Annotated in this window: 26 protein-coding genes and 1 pseudogene; 16 read left to right on the forward strand and 11 right to left on the reverse strand. The window is 71.2% G+C overall.

Annotated elements, in window-relative coordinates:
- Positions 1-194 precede the first annotated feature (194 nt).
- A complete protein-coding gene (locus tag HEP85_RS25580) occupies positions 195-887 on the forward strand; it encodes a DUF1707 domain-containing protein (protein ID WP_168530022.1) in 693 nt (230 codons plus the stop codon).
- A gap of 200 nt (positions 888-1,087) precedes the next feature.
- Complete coding sequence (locus HEP85_RS25585) at positions 1,088-1,459, forward strand: WhiB family transcriptional regulator (RefSeq protein ID WP_168530023.1); 372 nt, start codon at positions 1,088-1,090, stop codon at positions 1,457-1,459.
- A gap of 201 nt (positions 1,460-1,660) precedes the next feature.
- On the opposite strand, the gene glpX is transcribed toward HEP85_RS25585, so the two are convergent.
- On the reverse strand, positions 1,661-2,692 hold the full coding sequence (gene glpX / locus HEP85_RS25590) for a class II fructose-bisphosphatase (RefSeq protein ID WP_153288832.1): 1,032 nt from the start codon (positions 2,690-2,692) through the stop codon (positions 1,661-1,663).
- Between the two features lie 125 nt (positions 2,693-2,817).
- Between glpX and HEP85_RS25595 the strand changes: the two genes are divergently transcribed.
- Positions 2,818-3,336: a DUF4245 domain-containing protein gene (locus HEP85_RS25595; RefSeq protein WP_168530024.1), complete on the forward strand. Its 519-nt coding sequence runs from the start codon at positions 2,818-2,820 to the stop codon at positions 3,334-3,336.
- Positions 3,337-3,381: 45 nt separating this feature from the next.
- Here HEP85_RS25595 and HEP85_RS25600 read toward each other — a convergent pair whose 3' ends face one another.
- The 3 genes from HEP85_RS25600 to xseA all read right to left on the reverse strand — a co-directional run bounded on the left by HEP85_RS25600 (position 3,382) and on the right by xseA (position 6,040).
- Positions 3,382-3,972, reverse strand: a complete 591-nt coding sequence (locus tag HEP85_RS25600) for a malonic semialdehyde reductase (protein WP_168530025.1) — start codon at positions 3,970-3,972, stop codon at positions 3,382-3,384.
- A gap of 616 nt (positions 3,973-4,588) precedes the next feature.
- Positions 4,589-4,822, reverse strand: coding sequence for an exodeoxyribonuclease VII small subunit (locus tag HEP85_RS25605; RefSeq protein WP_168530026.1), 234 nt, complete (start codon positions 4,820-4,822; stop codon positions 4,589-4,591).
- 9 nt (positions 4,823-4,831) lie between these two features.
- Positions 4,832-6,040, reverse strand: coding sequence for an exodeoxyribonuclease VII large subunit (gene xseA, locus HEP85_RS25610; protein WP_329290145.1), 1,209 nt, complete (start codon positions 6,038-6,040; stop codon positions 4,832-4,834).
- 141 nt (positions 6,041-6,181) lie between these two features.
- Here xseA and HEP85_RS25615 point away from each other — a divergent pair, with 141 nt between their 5' ends.
- Entirely contained in the window at positions 6,182-7,231 is a 1,050-nt protein-coding gene (locus HEP85_RS25615; RefSeq protein WP_168530028.1) for a 4-hydroxy-3-methylbut-2-enyl diphosphate reductase, read from the forward strand.
- A 29-nt stretch (positions 7,232-7,260) separates the two neighbouring features.
- Positions 7,261-8,010 (forward strand): polyphosphate--glucose phosphotransferase, encoded by a 750-nt coding sequence (gene ppgK / locus HEP85_RS25620; protein WP_168530029.1) that lies wholly within the window; start codon positions 7,261-7,263, stop codon positions 8,008-8,010.
- Between the two features lie 74 nt (positions 8,011-8,084).
- Here the strand turns inward: ppgK and HEP85_RS25625 are convergent, their stop codons facing one another.
- Complete coding sequence (locus tag HEP85_RS25625; protein WP_211118061.1) at positions 8,085-8,696, reverse strand: DUF6542 domain-containing protein; 612 nt, start codon at positions 8,694-8,696, stop codon at positions 8,085-8,087.
- 175 nt (positions 8,697-8,871) lie between these two features.
- Between HEP85_RS25625 and ychF the strand changes: the two genes are divergently transcribed.
- From ychF to HEP85_RS25640, 3 genes are all read left to right on the forward strand, one after another.
- Positions 8,872-9,960, forward strand: a complete 1,089-nt coding sequence (gene ychF / locus HEP85_RS25630; RefSeq protein ID WP_168530030.1) for a redox-regulated ATPase YchF — start codon at positions 8,872-8,874, stop codon at positions 9,958-9,960.
- Between the two features lie 269 nt (positions 9,961-10,229).
- A complete protein-coding gene (locus HEP85_RS25635) occupies positions 10,230-10,511 on the forward strand; it encodes a type II toxin-antitoxin system Phd/YefM family antitoxin (RefSeq protein WP_168530031.1) in 282 nt (93 codons plus the stop codon).
- On the forward strand, positions 10,508-10,762 hold the full coding sequence (locus HEP85_RS25640) for a Txe/YoeB family addiction module toxin (protein ID WP_168530032.1): 255 nt from the start codon (positions 10,508-10,510) through the stop codon (positions 10,760-10,762). Before HEP85_RS25635 ends, HEP85_RS25640 begins: the two co-directional genes overlap by 4 nt.
- Before the next feature lie 274 nt (positions 10,763-11,036).
- Here HEP85_RS25640 and HEP85_RS25645 read toward each other — a convergent pair.
- A pseudogene (locus tag HEP85_RS25645) lies at positions 11,037-12,137 on the reverse strand (pyridoxal-phosphate dependent enzyme); the annotation flags it as partial.
- 284 nt (positions 12,138-12,421) lie between these two features.
- Between HEP85_RS25645 and HEP85_RS25650 the strand changes: the two are divergent.
- The 6 genes from HEP85_RS25650 to HEP85_RS25675 all read left to right on the forward strand — a co-directional run bounded on the left by HEP85_RS25650 (position 12,422) and on the right by HEP85_RS25675 (position 19,443).
- Complete coding sequence (locus HEP85_RS25650; RefSeq protein ID WP_248002075.1) at positions 12,422-13,609, forward strand: DUF4190 domain-containing protein; 1,188 nt, start codon at positions 12,422-12,424, stop codon at positions 13,607-13,609.
- A 147-nt stretch (positions 13,610-13,756) separates the two neighbouring features.
- Positions 13,757-14,509 (forward strand): GntR family transcriptional regulator, encoded by a 753-nt coding sequence (locus HEP85_RS25655; protein WP_168530035.1) that lies wholly within the window; start codon positions 13,757-13,759, stop codon positions 14,507-14,509.
- Positions 14,510-14,862: 353 nt separating this feature from the next.
- A complete protein-coding gene (locus HEP85_RS25660) occupies positions 14,863-15,045 on the forward strand; it encodes an SPOR domain-containing protein (protein WP_168530036.1) in 183 nt (60 codons plus the stop codon).
- Between the two features lie 64 nt (positions 15,046-15,109).
- Positions 15,110-15,625, forward strand: a complete 516-nt coding sequence (locus tag HEP85_RS25665) for a (deoxy)nucleoside triphosphate pyrophosphohydrolase (RefSeq protein ID WP_168530037.1) — start codon at positions 15,110-15,112, stop codon at positions 15,623-15,625.
- Between the two features lie 186 nt (positions 15,626-15,811).
- On the forward strand, positions 15,812-16,243 hold the full coding sequence (locus HEP85_RS25670; RefSeq protein ID WP_168530038.1) for an ATP-binding protein: 432 nt from the start codon (positions 15,812-15,814) through the stop codon (positions 16,241-16,243).
- A 419-nt stretch (positions 16,244-16,662) separates the two neighbouring features.
- Positions 16,663-19,443 (forward strand): SpoIIE family protein phosphatase, encoded by a 2,781-nt coding sequence (locus tag HEP85_RS25675; RefSeq protein ID WP_168530039.1) that lies wholly within the window; start codon positions 16,663-16,665, stop codon positions 19,441-19,443.
- Here the strand turns inward: HEP85_RS25675 and HEP85_RS25680 are convergent.
- A complete protein-coding gene (locus HEP85_RS25680; protein ID WP_369657834.1) occupies positions 19,406-20,965 on the reverse strand; it encodes a TPM domain-containing protein in 1,560 nt (519 codons plus the stop codon). The two genes, HEP85_RS25675 and HEP85_RS25680, sit on opposite strands and share 38 nt — an antisense overlap.
- Positions 20,966-21,017: 52 nt before the next feature.
- Positions 21,018-21,185 carry a hypothetical protein gene (locus tag HEP85_RS25685; RefSeq protein WP_369657835.1) on the reverse strand — a complete coding sequence of 56 codons (168 nt, stop codon included), beginning with the start codon at positions 21,183-21,185 and terminating at the stop codon, positions 21,018-21,020.
- 247 nt (positions 21,186-21,432) lie between these two features.
- On the opposite strand from HEP85_RS25685, the gene HEP85_RS25690 reads away from it, so the two are divergent.
- The gene (locus HEP85_RS25690) at positions 21,433-22,572 is read left to right on the forward strand and encodes a hypothetical protein (RefSeq protein ID WP_369658135.1); all 1,140 of its coding nucleotides are present in this window, start codon (positions 21,433-21,435) and stop codon (positions 22,570-22,572) included.
- Positions 22,573-22,699: 127 nt separating this feature from the next.
- Complete coding sequence (locus HEP85_RS25695; protein WP_168530040.1) at positions 22,700-23,008, forward strand: hypothetical protein; 309 nt, start codon at positions 22,700-22,702, stop codon at positions 23,006-23,008.
- On the opposite strand, the gene HEP85_RS25700 is transcribed toward HEP85_RS25695, so the two are convergent.
- From HEP85_RS25700 to HEP85_RS25710, 3 genes are read right to left on the reverse strand one after another with little or no spacing between them, the layout of a single operon-like run.
- The gene (locus HEP85_RS25700; RefSeq protein WP_168530041.1) at positions 22,989-23,759 is read right to left on the reverse strand and encodes a succinate dehydrogenase/fumarate reductase iron-sulfur subunit; all 771 of its coding nucleotides are present in this window, start codon (positions 23,757-23,759) and stop codon (positions 22,989-22,991) included. The two genes, HEP85_RS25695 and HEP85_RS25700, sit on opposite strands and share 20 nt — an antisense overlap.
- Positions 23,756-25,699 (reverse strand): fumarate reductase/succinate dehydrogenase flavoprotein subunit, encoded by a 1,944-nt coding sequence (locus tag HEP85_RS25705; RefSeq protein ID WP_168530042.1) that lies wholly within the window; start codon positions 25,697-25,699, stop codon positions 23,756-23,758. Before HEP85_RS25705 ends, HEP85_RS25700 begins: the two co-directional genes overlap by 4 nt.
- Positions 25,699-26,520 (reverse strand): hypothetical protein, encoded by an 822-nt coding sequence (locus HEP85_RS25710; RefSeq protein ID WP_168530043.1) that lies wholly within the window; start codon positions 26,518-26,520, stop codon positions 25,699-25,701. The genes HEP85_RS25705 and HEP85_RS25710 overlap by 1 nt, the downstream gene beginning before the upstream one ends.
- Positions 26,521-26,533: the final 13 nt, after the last annotated feature.

Consider the following 26,533-nt stretch of genomic DNA (forward strand, 5'->3'; position numbering starts at 1 on the left):
CGCCTCCGGGGCGCCGGGACCCTTGCCGGGAGCCCGACCACGCTCACTCGGCGGAGGCCGGCCTCCGTCGGCGGGCGTCCACCAGCCTAGAACCTGGTGCGGACGGTGAGCTTGTGAGGTAGGGCTCAGTTCGCTGTCCACATCTTCATCCACACCCCTGGTCGCGATCTATCGCGTTTGGGTACGCTGCTGCCGTGGACCTTCAGAAGCGCACCGAAACCCGTGCCGCCGACGCCGAACTGCGTGCGTCGGACGCCGATCGCGACCGGATCGCCGACATCCTGCGCGAGGCCCTCGCCGAGGGGCGCCTCACGGCCGACGAGCACGCCGAGCGGGTCGAAGGGGTGCTGGCCACCAAGACGGTCGGTGAGCTCGACCAGTTCGTCCGGGACCTGCCGGCCGCCCACGCGGGCGGCGCGACGTCCGCGTACACGACCGCGCCCAACCGCCCCCGGCTGGGCGCCATCCCGGCGGAGGCCGACGAGAACGTGGTGGCGGTGTTCAGCACCGCGATGCGCAAGGGCCGCTGGCGCGCGGGCCGTCGTATTCATGTGTACGCCGTCTTCGGCAGCGTCGAGATAGACCTCAGCGAGGCGATCTTCGAGTACCAGCAGGTCGCGATCAAGGCGATCTCGGTCTTCGGCAACGTGGAGATCCGCGTCCCGGAGAACGTGTCACTGCGCAGCAGCGGAGGCGGGGTCCTCGGCAACTTCGAGGCGGACACGCTGGATTCGGGCGACCCCGACGCGCCCGTGATCTACGTCGAGGGCCTGGCGATCCTGGGCAACGTCGAGGCGCGGCCCAAGCGCGGCAAGCTGGTCGCGGACATCCTCGACCGCGCGATGGACCGGGTGGACCGGAGTTTGCGCAAGCACCTGGATCGTTGACGCCCGTGAATCCGACGGCGTCCGGGGCGCACCGGGCCGGTGCCGCGTGCGCTCCGTCGTGAACGACCGGCTCCGCTCTTGGAACTCAGTGCATAGGCGCGCGCACAGCGGGTAGGCCTTGCTGCATCGTCTCTTGGAGGGCGCGGCGGGAGTTCCCGCGGTGCCCGGCACGCTCGCGAAGCCGTCGTCAGGAGTAGACCGTGCTGCAACCGCCGCATCAGTCCCTGCAGGTAGCTGCCGTTCCGGCCCAGCGGGCGCCAGTGCGGGACAGGGATCAGGAAGCCCCATGGCACACGGAGGCGGTGTGCCGGCGGGACGAGGCCGGCCTGTTCTTCGCGCCGTCCAAGGAGCCCACGGCGTCCCGGCTGTCCCGCGAGGAGGCGGCCAAGCGCGTCTGCGCCCGCTGTCCCGTGATGGTCGAGTGCCGTGAGCACGCGCTGCTGCAACCCGAGCCGTACGGAGTGTGGGGCGGCCTCACCGCCGCCGAGCGCCGGGTGGTGCTGGCCCGGCGCCGCCGCCGTGACCTGGAGCTCAAGAAGTCCGCGCGCGGCCCGATAGCAGCGGCCGGTTAGCCGGAACGCACGGGAAAGGGGCGCCCCCTCCGCACAGGGGGCGCCCCTTCTCCGTATGTACGGCTCCGGTCTCCGTATGTATGTACGGCTCCGGTACCGGTATGTACCGCTCCGCACGTTCTCCGCGGGCACCTCGCCCGATGTGCCCGTGCTCCGCGGCTCCCGGGCACGGGCGACGGGGTGGTCCCGCGGTCCGCGGAGCTACTTCGCGCGGTCGAAGTCGATCGCGCTGTACGCCCGCAGCTTGCTCAGCCGGTGCTCGGACGTGATCTGCCGGACCGTGCCGGACTTGGAGCGCATGACGATCGACTCGGTCGTCGCCACCTCGGCGCGGTAGCGCACCCCGCGCAGCAGTTCGCCGTCGGTGATGCCGGTCGCGACGAAGAACACGTTCTCGCCGGAGACCAGGTCGTCGGTGAACAGCACACGGTCGAGGTCGTGGCCCGCGTCGAGCGCGCGCTGCCGCTCCTCGTCGTCCTTGGGCCACAGCTTGCCCTGGATGGTGCCGCCCAGGCACTTCACGGCGCAGGCCGAGATGATGCCCTCGGGCGTACCGCCGATGCCGAGCAGCAGGTCGATGCCCGTTCCCTCGCGCAGCGCGAGGATCGAGCCCGCGACGTCACCGTCGGAGATCAGTTTGATCCGGGCGCCGGTCTCGCGGATCTCCTTGATGATCCCCTCGTGGCGCGGCCGGTCGAGGATGACGACCGTGACGTCCTCGGGGGTGGATTTCTTGGCCTTGGCGACCCGGCGGATGTTCACCGACACGGGTGCGTTGATGTCGACGAAGTCGGCGGCCTCCGGGCCGGTGACCAGCTTGTCCATGTAGAAGACCGCGGACGGGTCGAACATGGTGCCGCGGTCGGCGGCGGCCAGTACGGCGATCGCGTTGGTCATGCCCTTGGCGGTCAGTGTGGTTCCGTCGATCGGGTCGACGGCGATGTCGCACTCGGGGCCGGTGCCGTCGCCGACACGCTCCCCGTTGAAGAGCATCGGGGCCTCGTCCTTCTCGCCTTCACCGATGACGACGACGCCGTTCATCGAGACGGTGGAGACGAGGGTGCGCATGGCACGTACGGCGGCGCCGTCGGCGCCGATCTTGTCGCCGCGGCCGACCCAGCGGCCCGCGGCCATCGCGGCGGCCTCGGTGACCCGGACGAGTTCCAGGGCGAGATTACGGTCGGGGGCCTCGGAGGGCACCTCGAGTTCGGACGGCAGATGATGCTCGGTCATCGGAGCGCACCTTTCTGATACGACGACGGCCGGATGAGGGTGTGCCCCGACTCTATCGCCAGGCCGACAAAATGAGCAGGGGGCCCCACGGATGAGCAGGCCAGGGCACCTGCGACGATAGGGGGGTGGCAGGTACGAAAGGCAAGCAGACGGTCCGGGACATGCTTCTCTCCCTGGGCCTGATCGGGATCATGGCGGGCGTCATCTACATCTTCATCCCGCACGACGACTCCGAGCCTCCCCTCAAGCGCGTCGACTACCGTGTCGAGCTGCTCACGGCGCGTCGCGCGGCGGCGTATCCGGTGGCGGCCCCCGAGGGGCTGCCCGGGACGTGGAAGGCGACGTCGGTGCGCTACGACGGCGCCGAGTTCGACGCCTGGCACCTGGGCTTCCGCGACCCCGAAGGTCAGTACGTGGCTATCGAGCAGTCCACTCAGCGGGCGCCCGTCTTCATCGACGCGGCCAGTCAGGGTGCCGCGGCCACGAAGGGCACCGAGCGGATCGGCGACCGGACGTGGCAGCGGTACAAGGGCGACAAGTACGACGCCCTCGTGCTGCGGGGCAAGGGGTCGACGACGGTGGTGACCGGGACGGCGACGTTCGCCCAGCTCGCGAAGATGGCCGGGGCGCTGAAGATGTCGTAGTGACGGGCAGCTGTCCGCGGACGGTCGTGACGGTGTGGTCGACGATCAGACGGTCGTGACGACCTCGTCGAAGCCCAGGCGCGGGGAGCGCGGGAACCAGGCGTCGTCGCCCGGCTTGCCGATGTTGACGACCATCAGCGGGGTGTGGTCGTCGTCCAGGAACTCCTTCTGGACGCCCGCGAAGTCGAGGCCGGTCATCGGGCCGGCGGCGAGACCGGCGGCGCGGACGCCGATGATGAAGTACGCGGCCTGCAGCGCGGCGTTCAGGCCGGCGGCACCCTCACGGGCCGGGCGCTCCGAGTAGAAGACGTCCTTGGCGGCCGGGAAGTGCGGGAAGAGGGTCGGAAGCTCCTCGTGGAACTCGTTGTCCGCGGAGAGGATCGCGACGAGGGGGGCGGTCGAGGTCTTCGGCTGGTTGCCCTCGGCCATGTGCTGCACCAGGCGCTCGCGGGCCTCGGCGGAGCGGACCAGGGTGATGCGCAGCGGCGACTGGTTGAAGGCGGTCGGGCCGTACTTGACCAGGTCGTAGATCGCCTGGACCTGCTCGTCGGTCACCGGCTCGTCGGTGAACGTGTTCGCGGTGCGGGCCTCGCGGAACAGCAGGTCCTGGGCGGCGGGGTCAAGGACAAGAGACATGGGGGAAACCTTCTCGGGACGTGCGGTGGATCCGTGGGGATCGGCTGGCAAGGACGACAGTACCCGAGAATATTTAAGCTTCAACCAAAAAAGCGGCCGGGTGATCCGCTTCACAAGGTCGGGAGACCCCGCGGAACGTCACGGCGGCGAGCGGGAAAAGGGGTGCCGCGGCGCCCTTCACCAGGGAGTTCGGCCAGACCTGCGCGGCGTGTGGCGTCGGACGTTGCGACGTGGTGCCGACCTGAGGGACTCCGGTCCCGGAGGGGGACCACGGGCGGGGCGGCATCCAGTGGGGAGGCATCCGGAGCGGCGACTGCGGCGGGGTGGCACCCCGGCGGGGTGACCGCGGCCGTCCGACGCCCCGAGAGGTGACTACGGCCGGCCGACGCGGTGACTACGGCCCGGCGACGCCCGGACACCGGGGCCCCGGCATCACTCCCAGGTGTGTGACGTCGTGCGTGCGGCGTCGTGCGTGGAACGTCGTGCGTGCGACGTTATGCCTGCGGGCCCCGCGTCATGCGCCAGAGCTCCGCGTCATTCGCGGCGTCCGGCGCGGCGGGGCCGGGCGCGGCGGGGCCGTCCGACCCTCGCGGGCGTTCCGCGTGGCGGTCCGGCGTCACTCGGCGCCCGCGTCCCCGTCCTGCGACTCCTCCTCCGCCAGGGCCGCGTCCAACCGCGCCCGCGCGCCCTCGAGCCAGCGGCGGCACACCTTCGCCAGTTCCTCGCCGCGCTCCCAGAGGGCGAGGGACTCCTCCAGGGTCGTACCGCCCGCCTCCAGGCGGCGCACGACCTCGATCAGCTCGTCCCGCGCCTGCTCGTACCCGAGCGCCTCGTCCACCTTGCCGGTCATACGCCCACCCTATGCATCCACTCGTACGGAGAATTCACCCTCGGCGACCCGTGCCCGCAGCGCCTCGCCCGCCGTCACCTCGTCCGGGTCCCGGACCACCTGCCCGTCGGCCTGCTGCAGCACCGCGTACCCCCGGCGGAGGGTCGCGGCGGGGGAGAGGGCCACCACGCGCGCGTGGGTGTGCGTCAGCTCCGAGTCCGCCCGGTCCAGGAGGTGCCCGAGCGTGCGCCGGCCGCGGTCCAGGAGCGACGTGACCTGCTCCGCCCGCTCGTCGACCATCCGGTGCGGATCCTCTATCGAGGGCCGGGCCAGTGTGTGCGCCAGCCCGCGCTCCTCGCGCTCGACGAAGGACCGGACGCTGCGCCGCGCGCGGTCACGCAGGAGCCGTACCCGCTCGTACTCCTCGCCGACGTCCGGTACGACCTTCTTGGCCGCGTCCGTCGGCGTGGACGCGCGCAGGTCGGCGACGAGGTCCAGCAGCGGCGTGTCCGGCTCGTGCCCGATCGCCGAGACGACCGGCGTACGGCAGGCCGCGACCGCCCGGACCAGCTGCTCGTCCGAGAAGGGCAGCAGATCCTCCACACTGCCGCCGCCCCGCGCCACGACGATCACGTCCACGCCGTCGAGCGCGTCGAGCTCCTTCACGGCCTGCACGACCTGCGGTACCGCGTGCACCCCCTGTACGGGGACGTTGCGCACCTCGAAGCGGACGGCGGGCCAGCGGTGCCGTGCGTTCTCCAGCACGTCCCGCTCGGCCGCCGAGGCCCGCCCGCACACCAGGCCGATCAGCTGCGGCAGGAAAGGCAGCGCCTTCTTCCGCTCGGCCGCGAACAGACCCTCGGCCGCCAGGGACTTCTTCAACTGCTCCAGGCGGGCCAGCAGTTCACCGACCCCCACCGGCTTGATCTCGGTGGCGCGCAACGACAACTGCCCGCGCGGCGCGTACCACTCGGGCTTCGCGAGTACGACGACGCGGGCGCCCTCGGTCACCACGTCCGACACGGCGTCGAACACCTGTCGGTAGCAGGTGACACTCACCGAGATGTCGTACGACGGATCGCGCAGCGTCAGGAAGACGACACCCGCGCCGGGGCGTCGCGACAACTGGGTGATCTGACCCTCGACCCACACCGCGCCGAGCCGGTCGATCCATCCCCCGATGAGCCGCGACACCTCGCCGACCGGCAGGGGAGCGTCCGCGGACGTGTTCAGAGCCATGCGCCCGAGCGTAGTGGCAGGGTCGGACAACCCGGCCGCGCGCACCGGGAGGCCGGCCCGCCGGGCGGCGCGCCCTGCTCCCCGTTCCTCCACCGGTCCCGCCGAGGAGGCGATCTTCGACCTGCCGGGCGCGGCCTTACGATGGGGTGCATGACTGCTTCGCCTGGCCGCCGTGTCCTGCTCGCCGCCCCCCGTGGCTACTGCGCGGGTGTGGACCGCGCCGTGATCGCCGTCGAGAAGGCCCTCGAGCAGTACGGGGCCCCGATCTATGTCCGCCACGAGATCGTCCACAACAAGTACGTCGTGCGGACCCTGGAGAAGAAGGGCGCGATCTTCGTCGAGCGGACGGCGGAGGTCCCCGAGGGGGCCATCGTCATGTTCTCGGCGCACGGCGTCGCCCCGGCCGTCCACGACGAGGCCGCGGCCGGCAAGCTCGCCACCATCGACGCGACCTGCCCGCTGGTCACCAAGGTCCACAAGGAAGCGGTCCGCTTCGCGAACGAGGACTTCGACATCCTGCTGATCGGGCACGAGGGCCACGAGGAGGTCATCGGCACCTCCGGCGAGGCGCCCGACCACATCACGCTCGTGGACGGCCCCGGTGACGTCGCCAAGGTCGAGGTCCGCGACCCGTCCAGGGTCGTCTGGCTCTCCCAGACCACGCTGTCCGTCGACGAGACGATGGAGACGGTCGACGCCCTGAAGGAGAAGTTCCCGCAGCTCATCTCCCCGCCCAGCGACGACATCTGCTACGCCACGCAGAACCGCCAGCTCGCCGTGAAGCAGATGGGCGAGGAGGCGGACCTCGTCATCGTGGTCGGCTCGAAGAACTCCTCCAACTCCGTACGCCTCGTCGAGGTGGCCAAACTCGCGGGCGCACGCGACGCGTACCTCGTGGACTTCGCCGACGAGATCGACGAGGGCTGGCTGGACGGAGTGACGACCGTCGGCGTCACCTCCGGCGCCTCCGTCCCCGAGGTCCTGGTCGAGCAGGTCCTGGAGTGGCTATCCGCCCGTGGCTTCGAGGACGTGGAGATCGTCAAGGCGGCCGAGGAGTCCATCACCTTCTCGCTGCCCAAGGAGCTGCGCCGCGACCTGCGCGCCGAGGCGGCGGCGCTGGTTGACCAGCGGACGAACGCGGTGTCCGGTTCCTCCGCGGCGTCCGCTATTCCCGGTACTTCCGAGAAGTGACTGTCAGTCGTACGACGTAACGTAGGGCCATGCAGATCTTCGGTGTGGACATCGGCGGATCCGGGATCAAGGGCGCCCCTGTGGACCTGGACCGCGGCGATTTGACGGAGGAGCGCCACAAAGTGCTCACTCCTCATCCGGCGACGCCCGACGCGGTGGCGGACGGTGTGAAGGAGGTCGTCGGGCACTTCGGCTGGACAGGGCCCGTCGGCATCACCTTCCCCGGAGTGGTCGCCGACGGCGCGACCATTCGCACGGCCGCGAATGTCGACAAGGCCTGGATCGACACGGACGCGCGCGCCCTGCTGGGCGACCGGCTCGGCGGCCTCCCGGTGACGGTACTGAACGACGCGGACGCTGCGGGCGTCGCCGAGATGCAGTTCGGTGCCGGCCGCGACCGCCGGGGCACGGTCCTTCTGCTCACCTTCGGCACGGGCATCGGCAGCGCGCTCTTCGTCGACGGTGAGTTGGTCCCGAACACGGAGCTGGGCCACCTGGAGCTCGGCGGCCACGACGCGGAGAAGCGCGCCTCCACGAAGGCCAAGGAGGACAACGAGCTGACCTGGGAGCACTGGGCGCGCCGGGTCACGAAGTACCTCGCCCACGTGGAGATGCTCTTCTCCCCCGAGCTGTTCATCATCGGCGGTGGCGTCAGCCGCAAGGCGGACAGGTTCCTGCCGCTGATCGAGGGCATCAAGGCGGAGATCGTCCCGGCCCAGCTGCAGAACAACGCGGGGATCGTGGGCGCGGCGATGAGAGCGGCGAAGACGGCGTCGTAGGCCCGGCCTCCGGGACGCGGAAACGCGGGGGCGCGGGTCTTCGGACCGGCCCGCCCGCCCCGCGTCCCGCCGTCCTAGCCCAGCTGTCCGGCCGACCTCGACGCGGGGGTGGTGGCGGGTGCGGCGCCCCTGCGGGACGCGGCGGCCTGACTCCGCCGCCACGCGGCCCGGCGGGTCATCTGCCGTGCCTTCCGCACGGTCGAGATGACCCCGGCGACCAGCGTCCCCCCGTACAGCCAGCCCGCTTGCGTGGCCAGGGCGGTGACGAGCCCCATCAGACGGCCGCTGAGGCCGCCGCCCCCGCCGGCCAGGGGCAGCAGCCCGAACGCGAACGCGATCGGCACGACCACGGGCGCGCTGACCAGGTCCCCGCGCCGTACCCAGAGCGCGGTCAGCGCGCACACGGGCAGGAACAGCACGCCGTACAGAACCGGCGACGCCCCGAACAGCAACTCGTCGAGACAGGCGAGGACGAACATTGCCGCACCGCAGAACAGTCCGCTGCCGAGTCCGGTCAGCCGGGGGTTCGGCAGCCGCCGTCCGCTTTGTGCGGGCAGCGGCGCGGGCCGCCGTGCGGGTGGCGCGCCCTTCTGTGGGCCGACGGACGCGCTCCGCCCGGCCTGGGCGGGAAGAGGCGCGTCGCGTCGCTGCCGGTACTGAGGGGGGCGCGTCCTGTGTTGCTCCACTGGACCAACTTAGGTCGGTTTATGTGCGGAACAGCTCCTCAGACACGCCGATGAGCGGACCTTGGCCATGCGTTCGACAGGTCGCCGGTACGGGAGCGCGCACGCCGTAGACTGGTGGATCGGCCCGAGCAGTCCAAGGGCCCTTCGCCCATCCTCACGTACGGGAAGTCGCAACGTGTCGCTCACGATCGGAATCGTCGGTCTGCCCAATGTCGGCAAGTCGACCCTGTTCAACGCCCTGACCAAGAACGACGTGCTCGCGGCCAACTACCCGTTCGCCACGATCGAGCCCAACGTCGGTGTGGTCGGCGTCCCCGACGCCCGGCTGAGCAAACTGGCCGAGATCTTCGCCTCGCAGCGCGTCCTCCCGGCCACGGTGGACTTCGTCGACATCGCGGGCATCGTGAAGGGCGCCTCCGAGGGTGAGGGCCTGGGCAACAAGTTCCTCGCGAACATCCGTGAGTCGGACGCCATCTGCCAGGTCATCCGTGCCTTCAAGGACGAGAACGTCGTGCACGTCGACGGCAAGGTCTCGCCCAAGGACGACATCGAGACGATCAACACCGAGCTGATCCTCGCGGACCTCCAGACGATCGAGAAGGTCCTGCCGCGCCTCCAGAAGGAGTCGCGCATCAAGAAGGACATCGCTCCCAAGGTCGCGGCGGTCGAGTCGGCGAAGGAGATCCTGGAGAAGGGCGACACCCTCTTCTCCCAGGGCATCGTCCAGGGCTCCGGCAACGAGGAACTGCTGCACGACCTGCACCTGCTGACCACCAAGCCGTTCCTCTACGTCTTCAACGTCGACGAGGACGAGCTCGTCGACGAGGACTTCAAGACCGAGCAGCGCGCCCTGGTCGCCCCCGCCGAGGCGATCTTCCTCAACGCCAAGCTGGAGCAGGACCTCGCCGAGCTCGACGAGGAGGACGCGATGGAGCTTCTGGAGTCGGTCGGCGCCGAGGAGCCCGGCCTCGCCACCCTGGCCCGCGTCGGCTTCGACACCCTCGGCCTGCAGACCTACCTGACGGCCGGCCCCAAGGAATCCCGCGCCTGGACCATCAAGAAGGGTGCCACCGCCCCCGAGGCCGCCGGAGTCATCCACACCGACTTCCAGAAGGGCTTCATCAAGGCCGAGGTGATCTCCTTCGCCGACCTCGTCGAGACCGGCTCGGTCGCCGAGGCCCGCGCGAAGGGCAAGGCCCGCATGGAGGGCAAGGACTATGTGATGCAGGACGGCGACGTGGTGGAGTTCCGCTTCAACGTTTAGCCACCGCGTTACCGCAGTGCCACTGGTCCAGCAAATCCGCTGGTCGAAGGGGTCCGACTCCTGAGAGTCGGGCCCCGACAGAGTATGGGCTCGCAGAAGAACGACATGCAGGCGAGTGGCGCGCTGATCTGCAAGGTCAAGTCCCGAACCCCGCCTGTGTGGGCTGAAACGGCTAGTGCCGCGGCGACGTCCCGTGGCTCGTTCATCCAGTACGTGTGGCACCAGCAGTGGTACGTTATTAGGTACCACTGGGTGGAAGGTGTCAGGTCGTGTCGATAACTGCGAGCGAAGCCCGCAAGGAGCTCTTCCCGCTGATCAAGAAGGTCAACGAGAACCACGAGGCCATCGAGATCGTCTCGAAGCACGGCAACGCCGTGCTCGTCTCGGCCGAGGACTACGCGGCGCTGCGCGAGGGCTCGTATCTGCTGCGCTCTCCGGCGAACGCCCGTCGGCTGCTCAAGGCGTACGAGAATGCGCTGGGCCACATCAACGTGTCGGAGCGCGAGCTGATCGATCCGGATTCGGCGGACGCAGGTGCGGGTACCGCGTGAGGCTCGTCTTCGAGGATCAGGGCTGGGAGGACTACACGTCCTGGCTCAAGAACGACCGCAAGATGCTCGCCCGGATCAACAAGCTCATCGAGGACGTCAGGCGTGACCCCTTCTCAGGGATCGGCAAGCCCGAACCTCTGAAGTACCACCTGCCGGGGGCGTGGTCGCGGCGGATCGACGACGAGCACCGCCTCGTCTACCTGGTGACCGACAAGGAGATTGTCATCCTCGCGGCTCGGTACCACTACTGACGGCCCGTGCAGGGACGGTGCTGGGAGAGACCCCTGCGGAACGCCGCTTCCGCAGCGAGCAGCTCTGCACTCGACGTTCCGCCGGCTTCCGTGGCGTCGCTATGTGTTGCTGACAAACAGACAGGTCAGGCGGCCGCGTTCTGGGTGGTGGACGCGGCATGGGCTTGACCGCATGTCGGTTTCCGGCAGGCGCGGGTGGGTGCCTGGTTCGGTGCTGCGCGCTCGGGGAGGCCGGAGCTACGGGAGCGCCAACGCCGGAGGTGGCCCTACCCCCGGCCAGCCCCGTCTTCGCCCCCGCCCCGCACAGCGGTACCACCGCCGTCCGTGTCCCGAGGACGCCCTCCCGTACGGCCGCCCAGCACGCCACGCCCGTCGACTCGACGTAGAGGCCCTGCGACGCCAGGTCCCGCTGGGCGTGCCGGATCTGGTCCTCCGTCACCGTCAGGAAGGCGCCACCGGAGTCACGGACCGCGCGCAGGATCTGGCGGGCCCGCGGCGGCCGGGGTACGGCGATGCCCTCGGCGAAGGTGGGGGCCGTCGGGGTGGCGTCCAGGAGGTCGTCCGCGCCCTCCTCCCAGGCGCGCGCCAGCGGTGCCACGGCGGCGGCCTGGACCGCGTACAGCGCGGGCCGCCGGTCGATGAGACCCGCCCCGTGCAGCTCGGCGACGGCGAGGGCGGCGCCGAGGAGCAGCGTCCCGTTGCCGACCGGGACGACGAGGACGTCGGGGAGGCGTCCGCCGAGGTCCTCCCAGAGCTCGTGCACGTATGTCTTCGTGCCGTGCAGGAAGTACGGGTTGAAGACGTGCGAGGCGTAGAAGGTGCCGGGCTCGTCCGCCGCATCGCGCGCCGCCTGCGCCGTCGTCTCCCGGTCCCCGTCCACGAGACGCACCTGTGCGCCGTGCGCCCCGATCTGCTCCAGCTTCTTCGGCGACGTTCCTTCGGGGACGTACACCGTGCAGGGCAGCGCGGCCCGCGCGCAGTAGGCCGCGATCGCCGTCCCCGCGTTGCCGCTGCTGTCCGCGAGCACCCGCCGGGGCCCCAGCCGCAGTGCCAGTTCGGCGAGCAGGACGGCGCCGCGGTCCTTGAACGACAGCGTCGGCATCAGGAAGTCCAGCTTGGCCGAGACGGCGCCCTCGCGCAGGGTCACCAGGGGAGTGCGGCCCTCGCCCAGACTGACCGTGGGCGCGGACAGCGGCAGGCACTCCGCGTACCGCCACAGCGAGTTCACGCGCCCGGTCAGGGACTTGAGCGACGCGGGGGTGGGCGCGAAGTCCAGGTCGAGCGGGCCGCGGCAGACCGGGCAGCACCAGTCGAGCGAGCCGCCGGGGACGCGCGTACCGTCCGCCGGGCAGAAGCAATCCGGCAAAGCTGTCATGAGCGCAGGTTATGCGTGCACGACGGCCGGTCGCGGCAGGGCTCTCGCACCGCTTCCGGGGACGCCCGGATCGTCGTGTTCGTGATCGGCATTCCGCCATCGCCCCCGCCCCGCTTACGATGCGCCCAGCCGTACGTCAGTCATCTGTTCCTCGGACGCCAGTGCTGCGGCGGCTCAGTTTTTCACTGTCAGCGGTTTTTCACGCCGTTTCCCGCGTCGGCTCTGCACGACTTCCCCCGCGTCGGCAGCGCACGACCTCGTCCGGACAAGGAGCAACGCAACTCGTGGCCATACCCCCGCCGCCCGGCCCCCATCAGCCCGAGGGCCCGTATCCACCGCCGGGCCAGGGGCCGTACCCGCCTCCTTACCCGCAGGGCCCGTACCAGACCTGGGGCCAGGGCTACTCCCCGTACAACCGCCCCGCGCCCTTCAACGGGCTCGCGATCTCCGCCCTCGTGCTCGGCATCCTCTGCTTCCTTCCGGCCGTCGGACTCGTGCTCGGGATCGTCGCCCTCGTGCAGATCAGGAAGCGGGGCGAGCGGGGCACGGCGATGGCGGTGACCGGCATGGTGATGTCCACGCTCGGCATCGCGGTGTTCGTGCTCGCCCTCGCCACCGGCGGCCCGCGCGAGTTCTGGGACGGCTTCAAGGAAGGCGCGGGCACCTCGACGGGCAGCGCCTTCTCGCTCAGGAAGGGCGACTGCTTCGACGCGCCGGGCGGCTCCCTGGAAGGAACGGCGTACGACGTCGACAAGGTGCCGTGCGCCGGACGGCACGACGCCGAGGTGTTCGCGGACTTCAGGATGAGCGGCGGGAACTACCCCGGCGACAGCGGGGTCGTCGACGCCGCCGACACCAGGTGCTACGCGCTCCGGGCTTCGTACGCGATGGACGCCTGGGCCGTCCCGGACGACGTCGACGTGTACTACTTCACGCCCACCCGGGAGAGCTGGAGCGGTGGCGACCGCGCGGTCACCTGCATGTTCGGGAACACGGACGGCAAGAGCGGGCTGACGGGATCGCTGCGCAGGGACGCCCTGACGCTGAACGCCGATCAGACGGCGTATCTGCGGGCCGCGGACGTGCTCAACCAGGCGATGGACACGGCACCGGACAAGGCGTACGTCGAGGACGACCTGCCGGGTCACAAGGCCTGGGCGGTCAGGGTCTCCGGCGCGCTCGACGAGCAGGCGCGCCTGCTGCGCGGCCATGGCTGGTCGCCCGCCGCCGGGAAGCCCGTCGCGGCCCTCGTCGAGGACATCGAGGCGTCGCGCAAGGAGTGGACGAAGGCGGCCGCCGCCCCCGACGCGGACACCTTCTACGCCCACTACGAGAAGGGCCTGAAGCTCATCGAACCGAGTAGGACGGTCACGGCACGCAAGGTTCTGGGTCTGGCCACCACTCCGCCCTCGGACGGTACGAACGGGGGCGGACAGGGCGACGAGCCGGGCGGCAGCGGCGCCGAGGTGTGACACGGGCTACAGCGGGGAGAAAGTGCCTGGGCAAAGCCCTCGGCAGTCACAAGTAATCACATCGAGTGATTCTCTGGCCTTCGCTTGCATGGCACAACCCACGGTTGCCAGGCTGTTGCTGTCTGTACAATCTGATGGGAGCGGCCAGTGACTTTCGGTGAGCAGCCGGCGTACCTGCGCGTCGCGGGTGATCTCCGCAAGAAGATCGTCGACGGTTCACTGCCACCACACACCCGCCTCCCGTCACAGGCCAGGATCCGCGAGGAGTACGGGGTCTCGGACACGGTCGCGCTGGAGGCGCGCAAGGTGCTGATGGCGGAGGGCCTGGTCGAGGGGCGCTCGGGTTCGGGGACGTACGTGCGGGAGCGGCCGGTGCCGCGCCGGGTCTCCCGGTCCGGGTACCGGCCGGACAGCGGCGCCACCCCGTTCCGGCAGGAGCAGGCCGACCTGACCGTGCGCGGCACCTGGGAGTCGCGCAGCGAGCAGGCCGAGGCGAGCGGGGCGATCGCGGAGCGGCTCTCGGTCCGGCCCGGCGACCGCGTGATGTGCACGAAGTACGTGTTCCGGGACGCGGGCGAGGTCATGATGCTCTCCACGTCCTGGGAGCCCCTCGCCGTCACGGGCCGTACGCCGGTGATGCTTCCCGAGGAGGGCCCGCTCGGCGGCATGGGTGTCGTGGAGCGGATGGCCGCCATCGACGTGATCGTGGACAACGTCACGGAGGAAGTGGGCGCCCGCCCGGGTCTCGCCGAGGAACTCCTCGCGCTGGGCGGAGTTCCCGGCCACGTGGTCGTCGTCATCCAGCGCACGTACTTCGCCTCGGGGCGTCCGGTCGAGACGGCCGACATCGTCGTGCCGGCGGACCGTTATCGCGTCGCGTACCACCTGCCGGTGAAGTAGCCGCAGCCGCAGCCGCAGCCGCAGCCGCAGCCGCAGCCGCGGCCTGCGCCGCCCCCGCCCACTGCGTGGTCACGTCCGTCGCCAAGTGGCCCTCGTGCGCCGCCGGTTGGAATCTGGCCTTTCTCAAATGCCGTGCCGGGGGCGGCGTTCGCGCTGCCTGACGGGCGCACGGAGGGCGGTCGACGGCGCACGCGCAGGCACGCGCCCCCTCTGTACTGGCCGGTTGCGTACCTCTTTGTGAAAAGCCGTATTCGCTGCGTGAAGGTTAGGCGTAGGCTCGGGCATATGCGGAGTGCGGTTTCGTTCGAGTGCGGGTTACGGCGCCGGCCGGGGGCGGGAAGTGGAGGGGCTCGATGAACGACAGCACGATCACTCTTCCCTGGCTCGTCATACGGCAGGACGACAACGGCAACCGCTATCGCGTCGGCAGGTACGCGACCCGGGCCGAGGCCCAGAAGATCGCGGACAGCCTCGATGACCGCGGGCACAAGCAGCTCTACTGGGTCGAGCGGATCGGGCAGAACGGGAGCAGGTGACGGCCCGTCCCGGCGGTGAACCACACCGCCCGGGGCCGGTGTGCCCTGTCGTAGGCTCCGGCGCATGGACGAAACGATCGTGGTCGTGGGCGGTGCCCTGCTGAGCGACGGACGCCTCCTCGCCGCGCGCCGCAGCGCGCCGCCCGAGCTGGCGGGACGCTGGGAACTGCCCGGCGGCAAAGTCGAAGCGGGCGAGGCTCCCGAGGCCGCGCTCGTACGCGAACTGCGCGAGGAACTCGGTGTCGTGACCGAGGCCGTGGAGCGCGTCCCGGGGGAGTGGCCCCTTCGGGCGCCGTACGTGCTCCGCGTGTGGACCGCGCGGCTGCTTCCCGGCTCGGACGACCCCGAGCCCCTGGAGGATCACGACGAACTGCGCTGGCTGACCCCGGACGAGATCTGGGACGTGGACTGGCTGGACCAGGACGTCCCCGCGGTGCGGGCCACGCTGCCCCACTGGGCCACCGGCACCGGCACCGGCACCGGCACCGAAGCCGAAACCGGCACCGGCACCGCCACCGAAGCCGAAACCGCCTCCGCCTCCGCATCCGCCGACGGTCACCGCGGCGAGCGCCGGCCGTAGACCCTCGCCGCCGGTACCCCGCGTCCGCCGCTGTATGGCGTGAGTGAGGGGGCGTGGGGAGGCAGGGCGTGCGAGCCGCCTTGATCGGTTGGGGTTCCGTACGCCGTTTGTGCCACAGTGCTCCTGCCCGCACGGTAAGCCGCCGTGGATATCGGGTATGTGCCCATTAACCCCACGAAACCGGACATGCGTGGGTTCCTGTCCTGGGAAGTGATCGGCGTGATCGACACCGTAGGCGACTGCGCCGAGTGGACCTTTCCCGCGGAGCCGGGTGCCGTCCGCACGGCCCGCGCGGTCGTTCGCGGCCAGCTGCGCACGTGGGAGCTGGACGTCCTCGGTGACGTGACCGCGCTCCTGGTCAGCGAGCTGGTGACCAACTCCCTGCGGTATGCCACCGGCCCCATCGGTGTTCGCCTCGTCAGACCCGCGGGTGTGCCGGACGCCCTTCTGGTGGAGGTGTCCGACCCGCTGCCCGACCCGCCCCGTGAGCGGGCCGCGGGCGCCGACGACGAGAGCGGGCGGGGTCTGCAACTGGTGGCCGGTTCCTCCCGTCGCTGGGGCACCCGCCCGGGGGACACCGGTAAGACGGTCTGGTTCGAGCTCGCGGTCCCCGGGTGAACGTGCCCCGCTGACCCGCGCCCGGCCGAACGTGCCGAGCCGAACGCGCCCTGCCGAACGTACCGAACGTGCCGAGCCGAACGTGCCCGACCGAGGGGCCGTCGGAGAGCCTGTCGGGCATCCGGCCGAGAGCCTGTGCGCCGTCCGTCCGAGCGCCTGTCGGTCGTCCGTCTGAGGGTCCGTCGGACGGGGGACGCGGTGGTCGATCGTTTCGGGCCACACGTGTTGTCCGGGGTCTTTGATTCGATGGGGCGCCACCTGGTTAGAAGACTGGGAGTATGTCGCGGCCGGTCCAAAAACCATCGGGACCGTGCTGTGATCGTGAACACCGTGTTGTGCGGCGCCGTAGTGCTGGATACTGCGGGCAGCCGCCCCCGGTGACCGGTGCCGGGCGCGGTGAGCTGGAGGGGACGGTTCGCGTGAGCGAGATACCAGCGAAGGCCACGGAGTCCGAGGACCCGTCGGACGGCGCGAGGGCTGAGGCCACGGGCGATTCCGCCATGGCCGCGGCGCCGGGCGACGCGGGCGACGGCGGCCCGAGCGACGGCGTGGCGGACGACGCGACGAACGGTGCGACAGACGGCACCGCCGGCGGAGCCACGGGCGACTCCCCGGCCGGGACACCGGTCCGGGCGACGTCAGGGACGTCCGTCGAGGTGCCCGTCGAGGCACCCGTCGAACCCGCGGCCGAGGCGGTCGGCGACGTGGTGTGGCAGAGCAGTCCACCCGGTTCCATGTACGACTACATCAAGGTCGCCTCGTTCTCCATCGGCGCCGACGGACTCGTCGACCAGTGGAGTCTGCGCGCCGAGCAGCTCCTCGGCATATCCGCGGAGCGCGCCGTGGGCATGGACCCCATCGAGGCGTTCGTCGCCGCCGACCGGCGCGAGTTCGGGCAGCGCAAGATGGCGGAGATCCTGGACGGCCGTGAGTGGACCGGCGTGGTCCCCTTCCGGATGCCGCCCTCCGAGAGCGGTGACGAGGGCGCCGAGGGCCTCGCCGAGGTCTATGTGATGCCCACCACGACGGAGGACGGCGAGCGGGCCGCCGTCTGCATCGTCGTGGACGTCCGGACCCTGCGCCGGATCGAGACGGACCTCGCCGCCTCGCAGGCGATTTTCGGTCAATCTCCGTTCGGTTTCCTCCTGATCGACACGGATCTCCGCGTCCGCCGCGCCAACCAGCGTTTCGCCTCGGTCTTCGGTGGCGATGTCGACGCCCACCGGGGCCGCACGGTCCACGACTATCTGCCGCGCTCCGAGGCCGAGCGCGTCGCCGCGACCCTGCGGCGGGTCCTGGAGACCGGCGACTCCATCACGGACATGCACGTCGCCGGATTCGTGCCCGGCTCCGAGGAACGTCGTCACTGGTCGGTCAACCTCTACCGCGTCCATAGCGGCAGCGGCCGCCCCATCGGTATCGCCTGGCTCGGAACCGACATCACCAGCCGCCGTGCCGCGGCGCGTGAAGCGGCCGCCGCGCGCCGCAACCTCGCCCTTCTGAACGAGGCGGGCGCCCGCATCGGCAACTCCCTCGACCTGGAGACCACCGCCCGCGAGCTGCTGGACGTCGTGGTGCCCGGATTCTGCGACCTCGCGACCGTCGACCTCTACCAGGGCCTGCTGGCCGGCGACGAGACCCCGCCCGGGTTCGCCGACGGCAGCGCGGAGCTGCGCCGGGTCGCCTTCGCCAGCGCCGTCTCCGACGCGCCGTTCGTCGGCGGGCCCGCCCCGGTCGCCGTCGGCGCCGTCCACCACTTCCCGTTCAACTCGCCCTGCGCGGACGCCCTGCGCGCCGCCCGCCCCCAGCACGTCCCCGCCGAGGAGGGCGGGCTCATCCAGTCCACGCTCGCCGTGCCGATGGTCGCGCACGACACCGTCGTGGGACTCGCGCAGTTCTCCCGCACGAAGGGCAGCGAGCCGTTCGGCGACCGCGACCGCTCCCTCGCGGTGGAGCTCGCGGCACGCGCCGCGGTCTGTATCGACAACGCCCGCCTGTACCGCCGCGAGCACGAACGCGCCCTGATCCTGCAGCGCTCCCTGCTGCCGCCGGGCGACCCGGAGGCCTCCGGACTCGACATCGCCTGCCGCTATCTGCCCGGCAACGCGGCCACCGAGGTCGGCGGCGACTGGTTCGACGTCATCGAACTCCCCGGTCACCGCACGGCGCTGGTGGTCGGCGACGTCATGGGCCGCGGGCTGCGCGCCGCCGTCGCGATGGGTGAACTCCGCACGGCGGTACGGACCTTGGCCCTCCTCGACCTCGAACCAGCCGAAGTGCTGTCGGCGTTGGACGAGATCGCCCGCGGCCTGGGCACCCCCGGCGGTGTCCAGCAGGCGACCCGCGCGGCCCGCCAGCCCCGCGACGCGGACCTCTCCGAGGTGTATCTCGCGACCTGCGTGTACGCGGTCTACGACTCCGTGACCCGCAGGATCACCTTCGCCAACGCGGGCCATCTGCCGCCCGTCCTGGTGGAGCCGGGCGAGAGTGCGCTGATGCTCGACGTGCCGCCGGGCATGCCGCTGGGCGTGGGTGGCGAGCCCTTCGAGGAGGTCGAGGTCGAACTACCCGAAGGTGCCCTTCTCGCGCTCTACACGGATGGACTGGTCGAATCGCGCGACCATCCCCTCGACGAGGGCCTGCAGGCCTTCGTCGGAGCGCTGACGGACCCCTCCCAGCCCTTGGAGGACGTCTGCGACCACGTCCTCAACACCCTGGACACCCACCACGGTGAGGACGACATCGCGCTGCTGATGGCGCGCGTCCAGGGACTGCCCGCCGATTCGGTCGGCGACTGGACCCTGCCGCGTGAGCCGCGCAGCGTGGGCCGGGCCCGCGAGTACGCCCGTACCCAGCTCACCGCCTGGGACCTGGAGCCGCTCGTCGACACCGCCGAGTTGCTGGTCAGCGAGCTGGTGACGAACGCCCTGCGGTACGGCGAGGGCGAGATCCGGCTGCGGCTGCTGCTCGACCGGACACTCGTGTGCGAGGTCTGGGACGCGGGCCTCGTACAGCCGCGCCGCCGCCGCGCCCGGGACACGGACGAGGGCGGCCGGGGTCTGCAGCTCGTCGGCCTGCTCTCCGCCGCGTGGGGCTCACGGCGCACGCCACGGGGCAAGACGGTCTGGTTCGAACTGCCCCTCCCGGACGCCGGAACGACGCTCACGGACCCGGCGGAGGCGTTGCTGAGCCTGTTCTGACCGGTGCGGGGGCGGACACCGCCCGGCGGTAGCGCGTACGCGGGCCACCGAAGCTCGCGACACCGAGGGCGGCGTCGCCACCGGCCGCGTCGCCGACGGTAGCGACGCCGGCGGCAGCGAAGTCACTGGAATCGACGTCACCGGGGATGTCGCCGCCCGGGTCCGAGCTTCCGCCAGGGTCCGAGCTACCGCCGGGGTCCGTGTTCCCGTCCGGCTCCGAGCCCCCGCGCAGGATCCCGCCGAGCACGGCGCCGCGGACTCCGTCGCCGCCCCCGGGTCCGCCGTACGGATTGCCGTACGTCCGTACGTCGCGCTCCGCGAGCCGCCGGGCCTCCCCGGCGAGCGCGTCGGCCCGCTGGACGTCGGCGAAGGTGAGGGACGAGAGCGCGAGACGGCGTTCCGCCTCCGCCAGCCGGGTCCGGGCCTCGGAGCCCACCACCGCCCGGTGCGTCGTGACGAAGTCGTCCGCCGCCATGACGGCGCCGCGGGCCACCGGACACGCCTCGTCGAGCAGGGTCAGGTCGCGTTCCTCGTCCCGGCCGAGAGCCGGGGTGCCGGCCAGCGCCGCGGCGGCCCGGACCACCCGGCGCAGGGCGTCGAAGGGGTCGTACGGGCCGCTCGCCGCTTCCCGGCGTACGTCCGCGACGACCGAGCCGGTGTGCGCGACGCGACCGGACAGCGCACCGCCGACCGCGCCGGCCGGAACCGCGCGGGCCCGCTCGAGGTAGGTGTCGGCGCCGGCCAGCGCGGCGGGCAACCGGAGGGCCGCGGCGTCGAGTTCGGCGGCCAGTCGGTCGACACCGGTCAGCAGGACGTCCGCCTGGCCGATGGCGCCCTCGGCGGCCCGCAGATATGCCGCGGCTCGCGCGACCTCGCTCCGGTCGAGGGACTGCCGGGCCCGGTTGAGGTGGGTCGTGGCGAACACGAGCCTGTCCTTGGCCTGTTCGACGTGTCCGGCGACGGGCAGGTACGCGGACGCGGCGTACCGCCCGTGGAGCCCCGCGAGCGTCGCCTGCGCGGCGGGCGCGCGGCGGGCGAGTCCCCGGAAGCGGGCCTCCGCCGACTCCAGCGCGGCGGGCGCGGACCGTTCCAGGGCGCGCAGCAGGTCGAATCCCGGCGCCTCCGCGTCCAGCCGCCGCCCCGCCTCCGCACAGCGCGCGCGGATCTCCTCCAGCGTCTCCCGCTGGTCCTCCTCGTCGTCCGGCGCGGTGTCGTCCAGCCGCTGCCGCAGCCGGAAGGCCACCATCAGCTCGGAGCGCGCGAACGCCACCGCCTCCGCGTAGGCTCCGACCGCCTCCCGGCCGAACAGGGCCGCCACGGACTCGAGTTCCTCGGCACTGGTGCGCACGCAGTCGTCGGTCCCGACGAGCGACCGCCGGGCGAGCCGGTCGAGTTCGGCGAGCGGCACGGTACCCGGGACGGCCTTGCCGGGGGTCGTACGGGTCCGCGCGCGGCGTATTCGCCGGACGGAGGCGTACGCGGCCAGCGAGCCCGCGACGACCACCGCGGCGACGGGAAGCACCAGATCGTCGGCGGACGTACCCCCTGCCCCGGCGCCGCCGACACCTCCTCGGTCACCGGCCCTTCCCCCGCCACTCCGCGGAGTCCCCGGGACCCGGCCGGGCGACGGGCAGCAGCAGCCACCCCAGCGCCACCAGCCCCCCGAGCACGGTATGCGCCACCCGCACGGCTATGGAGGACGTGGCTCGGCGCGACCGGGTCCGGCTCAGGGGCGACGTCACATTTGGGAGCGTATGACCGTCGGCCCGCGGGCGCGACCGGGGTGCGCCGAGCCGGGCGCACCTAAGGTACGGGGGATACAGGGGCGTACGGAGGGGGCACGGGGGATGGGTACGGAGCGGACGGAACCGGGGACGGGGCGGAACGGGGAACCGGGCACCGAGGACGGACCGGCAGCACAGATACCGGAACCGGCGCCGAGACAGATACCGGAACCGGCGCCGGGACAGATCCCGGCACCGGCACCGCCTGAGCCGGACATACGAACGGGAGCGCCGGACACGTCGACCGGAGGACCGGACCCGCGAACGGACCCCGACCCCGCTCCCGTCCCCGACCCCGCTCCCGGCCGTACTCCAGCGTCTGGCCGGTGTCTGGCGGCGGCCCGCTCTGCGATGGCCCAGGCGCATCGCGTCGGCGCTCGTCCTCGTCCTGCTGCTCCCGCCGCTCGCCGCGGGCATCGCCCTGCGCGTCAACTACGCCGGGGACCCGGCCGCCGGCACGTACACGAGACACCGTGACGCCCTCTGGATGGGCCACGCCTGGGTCGACGGCCGCAAGAAGGACGCGGACGTCAGGGCGCTGGCGGCCCGGCTGCGCACGACGGGCGTCCGGGACCTGTACGTGCACGCGGGCCCCCTGGAGCACGACGGGACGCTGCCCGCGTCCGCGTATCCGAGGGCGCGCCGGCTCATCGGGGCGATCCACCGGGAGATACCCGGCGTCCGCGTCCAGGCCTGGCTGGGCGACGAACTCGCGACCGAGGGCCCGGTCGGACTGCGGCTGGAACGCGCCGCGACCAGGACCGCCGTGGTCCGCTCCGCCGGGCAGGTCCTCGACGCCGGATTCGACGGCGCCCACTTCGACCTGGAACCGCTGCACTCCGGTGACGCGGACTATCTCTCCCTCCTCGGGGACCTGCGCCGTGTCACCCGCGCGCACGGCGCCCTGCTCTCCGTCGCCGCGCACCAGATCGACCCGTTGCCGTCGCTGCACTCCGTCGCAGGCGCCGTCACGGGACACCCCAAATGGTGGTCCCAGGCGTTCTTCGGCCAGGTCGCCCGCCGGGTCGACCAGATCGCCGTGATGTCGTACGACACGGCGCTGCCGCTGGAGAGCCTGTACGGCGGCTACGTCGCCCAGCAGACCTCGCTCGCCCTGGAAGTCACGCCGAAGACGACCGACCTGCTGATGGGGCTGCCCTTCTACTACGAGGACAACATGGACCACCACGGGTCCGCGGAGACGGTCGCGGCGGCCGTCCGCGGCGCCCGCCTCGGTCTCTCCCGAACCGACCGCACCCGCGAGAACTTCGGCGTCGCCGCCTACGTGGACTTCGCCGCCCGGGAGAAGGACTGGGCGGAGTACGAGCGGGGATGGGTCCGATGACCCCACGGCGGAACCCGGACAGGGCGTCCCGTCAGGAGACGGTCAAGTGTCTGGAGGGCCGGGACCTCGCGTGCCATGATCGGAGGGCGTGCCGGGTGCGCACGCCAGGGGGACGGAACCGATGGACATGTCGTGGGTGACGGTGGGCGTCGTGCTCGCCCTGGGCGGCCTGGTGGCAGCCGGAATCGCGGCGATCACGACGGGCTGGTTGCCGCCGCTCGGCCGCGACCGGGTCCTGAGGCCGAGGCTGTGGGGGTACGGAGCACTGGTGAGCGCCCTCGGCTTCGGCGTGTTCGCGTTCCTCGGTCCGTTCCGCGGGCCCGACATCAGGATGGCGCCCTACGTGCTCTCCGGCACCGCCGTGTTCCTGGTGGGCTCGGCGCTCCAGATGGCGGCCCGCCGTCCGGGCCGCCCCGCTACGCCTCCCGCCTCCTGATCTTCGAGCCCAGCCACACCAGCGGGTCGTACTTGCGGTCGACCGCCCGTTCCTTCAGGGGGATCAGAGCGTTGTCCGTGATCCTGATGCCCTCGGGGCAGACCTCCGTGCAGCACTTGGTGATGTTGCAGTAGCCGAGACCGTGTTCGTCCTGGGCCGTGCGCTTGCGGTCCAGGCCGGTGTCGGCCGCGGCGTCCAGCGGGTGCATGTCGAGCTCCGCCACCCGCATCAGGAAGCGCGGCCCCGCGAACGCCGGTTTGTTCTCCTCGTGGTCCCGCACGACATGGCAGGTGTCCTGGCACAGGAAGCACTCGATGCACTTGCGGAACTCCTGCGAACGGTCCACGTCCTCCTGCCGCATCCGGTACTCGCCCGGTCCCAGCCCGGCGGGTGGCACGAAGGCGGGCACCTCCCGCGCCTTCGCGTAGTTGAAGCCGACGTCCGTGACGAGATCCCGGACGACGGGGAACGCGCGCAGCGGCGTGACGGTGATCGTCTCCTCCTGGGTGAACACCGACATCCGGGTCATGCACATCAGCCGCGGACGTCCGTTGATCTCCGCCGAGCACGAACCGCACTTGCCCGCCTTGCAGTTCCAGCGGACGGCCAGGTCGGGGACCTGGGTCGCCTGGAGCCGGTGGATGATGTCGAGCACCACCTCACCGTCGTTGACGTCGACCGCGAAGTCCTCCAGGCCGCCGCCCTTGATGTCCCCGCGCCACACCTTGAAGCGGGCCTCGTAGCTGCTCACTCGTAGAGCTCCTCTTCGGCGAGGTACTTGACCAGCTCCTCCTTCTCGAAGAGGGCGAGCAGGTCGGGGCGGATGGGCTCGGTGTTCTCGCGGGTGAGGTCGATCTGGCCGCGCACCGGGTCGGTCGCCGCCAGTCCGCCGGTGGGGTCCGTCAGCCGGCACAGCAGGTTGACCCGGCGCCAGACCCGCTCCATCACCGGATGGTCCTCGCGGGTGTGACCGCCGCGGGACTCCGTGCGCTCCAGGGCGGCGCGGGCCACGCACTCGCTGACCAGCAGCATGTTGCGCAGGTCGAGGGCGAGATGCCAGCCGGGGTTGAACTGCCGGTGCCCCTCGACGCCCGCCCGGCGGGCCCGTACCCGCAGGTCTGCGAGCTTCTCCAGGGCCTGTTCCATCTCGGCCTCGCGCCGGATGATGCCGACCAGATCGTTCATGGCCTGCTGGAGTTCCTGGTGCAGGGTGTACGGGTTCTCCGGCGGCCGGCCGTTCTCCTCGCCGGGCACCGGGCCCTCCGCGGAGAAGGGCCGCAGCGCCTCCGCGGCGGCAGTGTCGACCTGGACCTCGTCGACGGCCGGGCGGTCCCCGGCGCGGCCCGCGGCGTACTCGGCGGCGTGCAGTCCCGCCCGCCGTCCGAACACCAGCAGGTCGGAGAGGGAGTTGCCGCCGAGCCGGTTGGAGCCGTGCATGCCGCCCGCGACCTCGCCGGCCGCGAACAGACCGGGGACGCCGCGGGCCGCCGCCGACTCCGAGTCGACCGCGATGCCGCCCATGACGTAGTGGCAGGTGGGGCCGACCTCCATCGCCTCGGCCGTGATGTCGACGTCCGCCAGTTCCTTGAACTGGTGGTACATGGACGGCAGTCGGCGCCGGATGACGTCGGCGGGCATGCGCGTCGACACGTCGAGGAAGACGCCGCCGTGCGGCGATCCGCGGCCGGCCTTCACCTCGGAGTTGATGGCGCGCGCGACCTCGTCGCGGGGCAGCAGTTCGGGGGGACGCCGGTTGTGGTCCGGGTCCTCGTACCAGCGGTCGCCCTCGTCCTCGGACTGCGCGTACTTCTCCTTGAAGACGTCCGGGATGTAGTCGAACATGAACCGCTTGCCGTCGGAGTTGCGCAGCACACCGCCGTCGCCGCGGACGGACTCGGTGACCAGGATGCCCTTCACCGACGGCGGCCAGACCATGCCCGTCGGGTGGAACTGCACGAACTCCATGTTGAGCAGCGGGGCGCCCGCCAGCAGCGCGAGCGCGTGGCCGTCGCCCGTGTACTCCCACGAGTTGGACGTCACCTTGAAGGACTTGCCGATGCCGCCGGTGGCGATGACGACGGAGGGCGCCTCCAGGACGAAGAAGCGCCCGGACTCGCGCTCGTAGCAGAAGACCCCGGAGACGTGGTTGCCGTCCTTCAGGACCCGGGTGACGGTGCACTCCTGATAGACCTTCAGGCGGCTCTCGTAGTCGCCCGTCTCCTTCATGTCCTCCTGCTGGAGGGAGACGATCTTCTGCTGGAGCGTGCGGATGAGTTCGAGTCCCGTCCGGTCGCCGACATGGGCGAGCCGGGGGTACTCGTGTCCGCCGAAGTTGCGCTGGGAAATCCGCCCGTCGGCCGTGCGGTCGAAGAGGGCGCCCCAGGTCTCCAGCTCCCAGACCCGGTCGGGGGCCTCCGTGGCGTGCAGCTCGGCCATCCGCCACTGGTTGAGGAACTTCCCGCCCCTCATGGTGTCGCGGAAGTGGACCTGCCAGCTGTCACCGGAGTTGACGTTGCCCATCGCGGCCGCGATGCCGCCCTCGGCCATCACCGTGTGCGCCTTGCCGAACAGCGACTTGCAGATCACGGCGGTACGGGCGCCGCGCTCGCGGGCCTCGATGGCGGCCCGCAGCCCCGCGCCGCCGGCGCCGACCACGACGACGTCCCACTCCTGTCGGTCGACCACGGACATCAGAAGAACCTCGGATCGTCGAAGGCGCCGGACGCGACCAGGAACACGTAGAAGTCGGCGAGTGCCACGCTCACCAACGACGCCCAGGCGAGCAGCATGTGACGGGCGTTCAGCTTCCCGACCCACTGCCACATCCGGTAGCGCACGGGATGCTTGGAGAAGTGTCTGAGCTTTCCGCCGACGATGTGCCGGCAGGAGTGGCAGGAGAGGGTGTACGCCCAGATCAGCGTGATGTTGAGCAGGAAGACCAGGGTGCCCAGGCCCATGTGTCCCCAGTGGTGGTGCTCGTCGCGGAAGGAGAGCACGGTGTCGTACGTGAGGGTGCCGGCGACGAGGATCGCGGCGTAGAAGAAGTACCGGTGGATGTTCTGGAGGATCAGCGGGAAGCGGGTCTCGCCGGTGTACTTCTTGTGCGGCTCCGCCACCGCGCAGGCCGGGGGAGACGCCCAGAAGCCCCGGTAGTAGGCCTTGCGGTAGTAGTAGCAGGTCAGCCGGAAGCCCAGCGGGAAGACCAGGATGATGATCGCGGGGGAGATGCCCCACCAGCTGCCGAACAGGTCCGCGTTCGGCCCCGCGTCCATGGACCGGCAGCGCTCCGCCAGGCACGGCGAGTAGAACGGCGAGACGTACGGCGCCGCGTAGTAGTCCGTGTCCGCGAAGGCCCGCCAGGTCGAGTACACGATGAAGGCCAGCAGCCCGGCCGCGGTCGCGGCGGGCGCCAGCCACCAGCGGTCGGTGCGCAGATGCGGGGCGGCGATAGCGGCGCGCGTACCGGTCCGTACGCCGCCGCTGTTCGGATGGGGTTCCGTACCAGTGGCCAACTTATGACTCTCC

Source organism: Streptomyces sp. RPA4-2, assembly GCF_012273515.2.
Taxonomy (GTDB): domain Bacteria; phylum Actinomycetota; class Actinomycetes; order Streptomycetales; family Streptomycetaceae; genus Streptomyces; species Streptomyces kaempferi.

Bases quoted from the DNA above. Each gene is read 5' to 3' on its own strand.
- glpX (WP_153288832.1), bottom strand. From the start codon at position 2,692: ATGACCGAGCATCATCTGCCGTCCGAACTCGAGGTGCCCTCCGAGGCC.
- HEP85_RS25600 (WP_168530025.1), bottom strand. From the start codon at position 3,972: ATGTCTCTTGTCCTTGACCCCGCCGCCCAGGACCTGCTGTTCCGCGAG.
- HEP85_RS25605 (WP_168530026.1), bottom strand. From the start codon at position 4,822: ATGACCGGCAAGGTGGACGAGGCGCTCGGGTACGAGCAGGCGCGGGAC.
- xseA (WP_329290145.1), bottom strand. From the start codon at position 6,040: ATGGCTCTGAACACGTCCGCGGACGCTCCCCTGCCGGTCGGCGAGGTG.
- HEP85_RS25615 (WP_168530028.1), top strand. From the start codon at position 6,182: ATGGGGTGCATGACTGCTTCGCCTGGCCGCCGTGTCCTGCTCGCCGCC.
- ppgK (WP_168530029.1), top strand. From the start codon at position 7,261: ATGCAGATCTTCGGTGTGGACATCGGCGGATCCGGGATCAAGGGCGCC.
- HEP85_RS25660 (WP_168530036.1), top strand. From the start codon at position 14,863: ATGAACGACAGCACGATCACTCTTCCCTGGCTCGTCATACGGCAGGAC.
- HEP85_RS25665 (WP_168530037.1), top strand. From the start codon at position 15,110: ATGGACGAAACGATCGTGGTCGTGGGCGGTGCCCTGCTGAGCGACGGA.
- HEP85_RS25670 (WP_168530038.1), top strand. From the start codon at position 15,812: ATGCGTGGGTTCCTGTCCTGGGAAGTGATCGGCGTGATCGACACCGTA.
- HEP85_RS25695 (WP_168530040.1), top strand. From the start codon at position 22,700: ATGTCGTGGGTGACGGTGGGCGTCGTGCTCGCCCTGGGCGGCCTGGTG.
- HEP85_RS25705 (WP_168530042.1), bottom strand. From the start codon at position 25,699: ATGTCCGTGGTCGACCGACAGGAGTGGGACGTCGTCGTGGTCGGCGCC.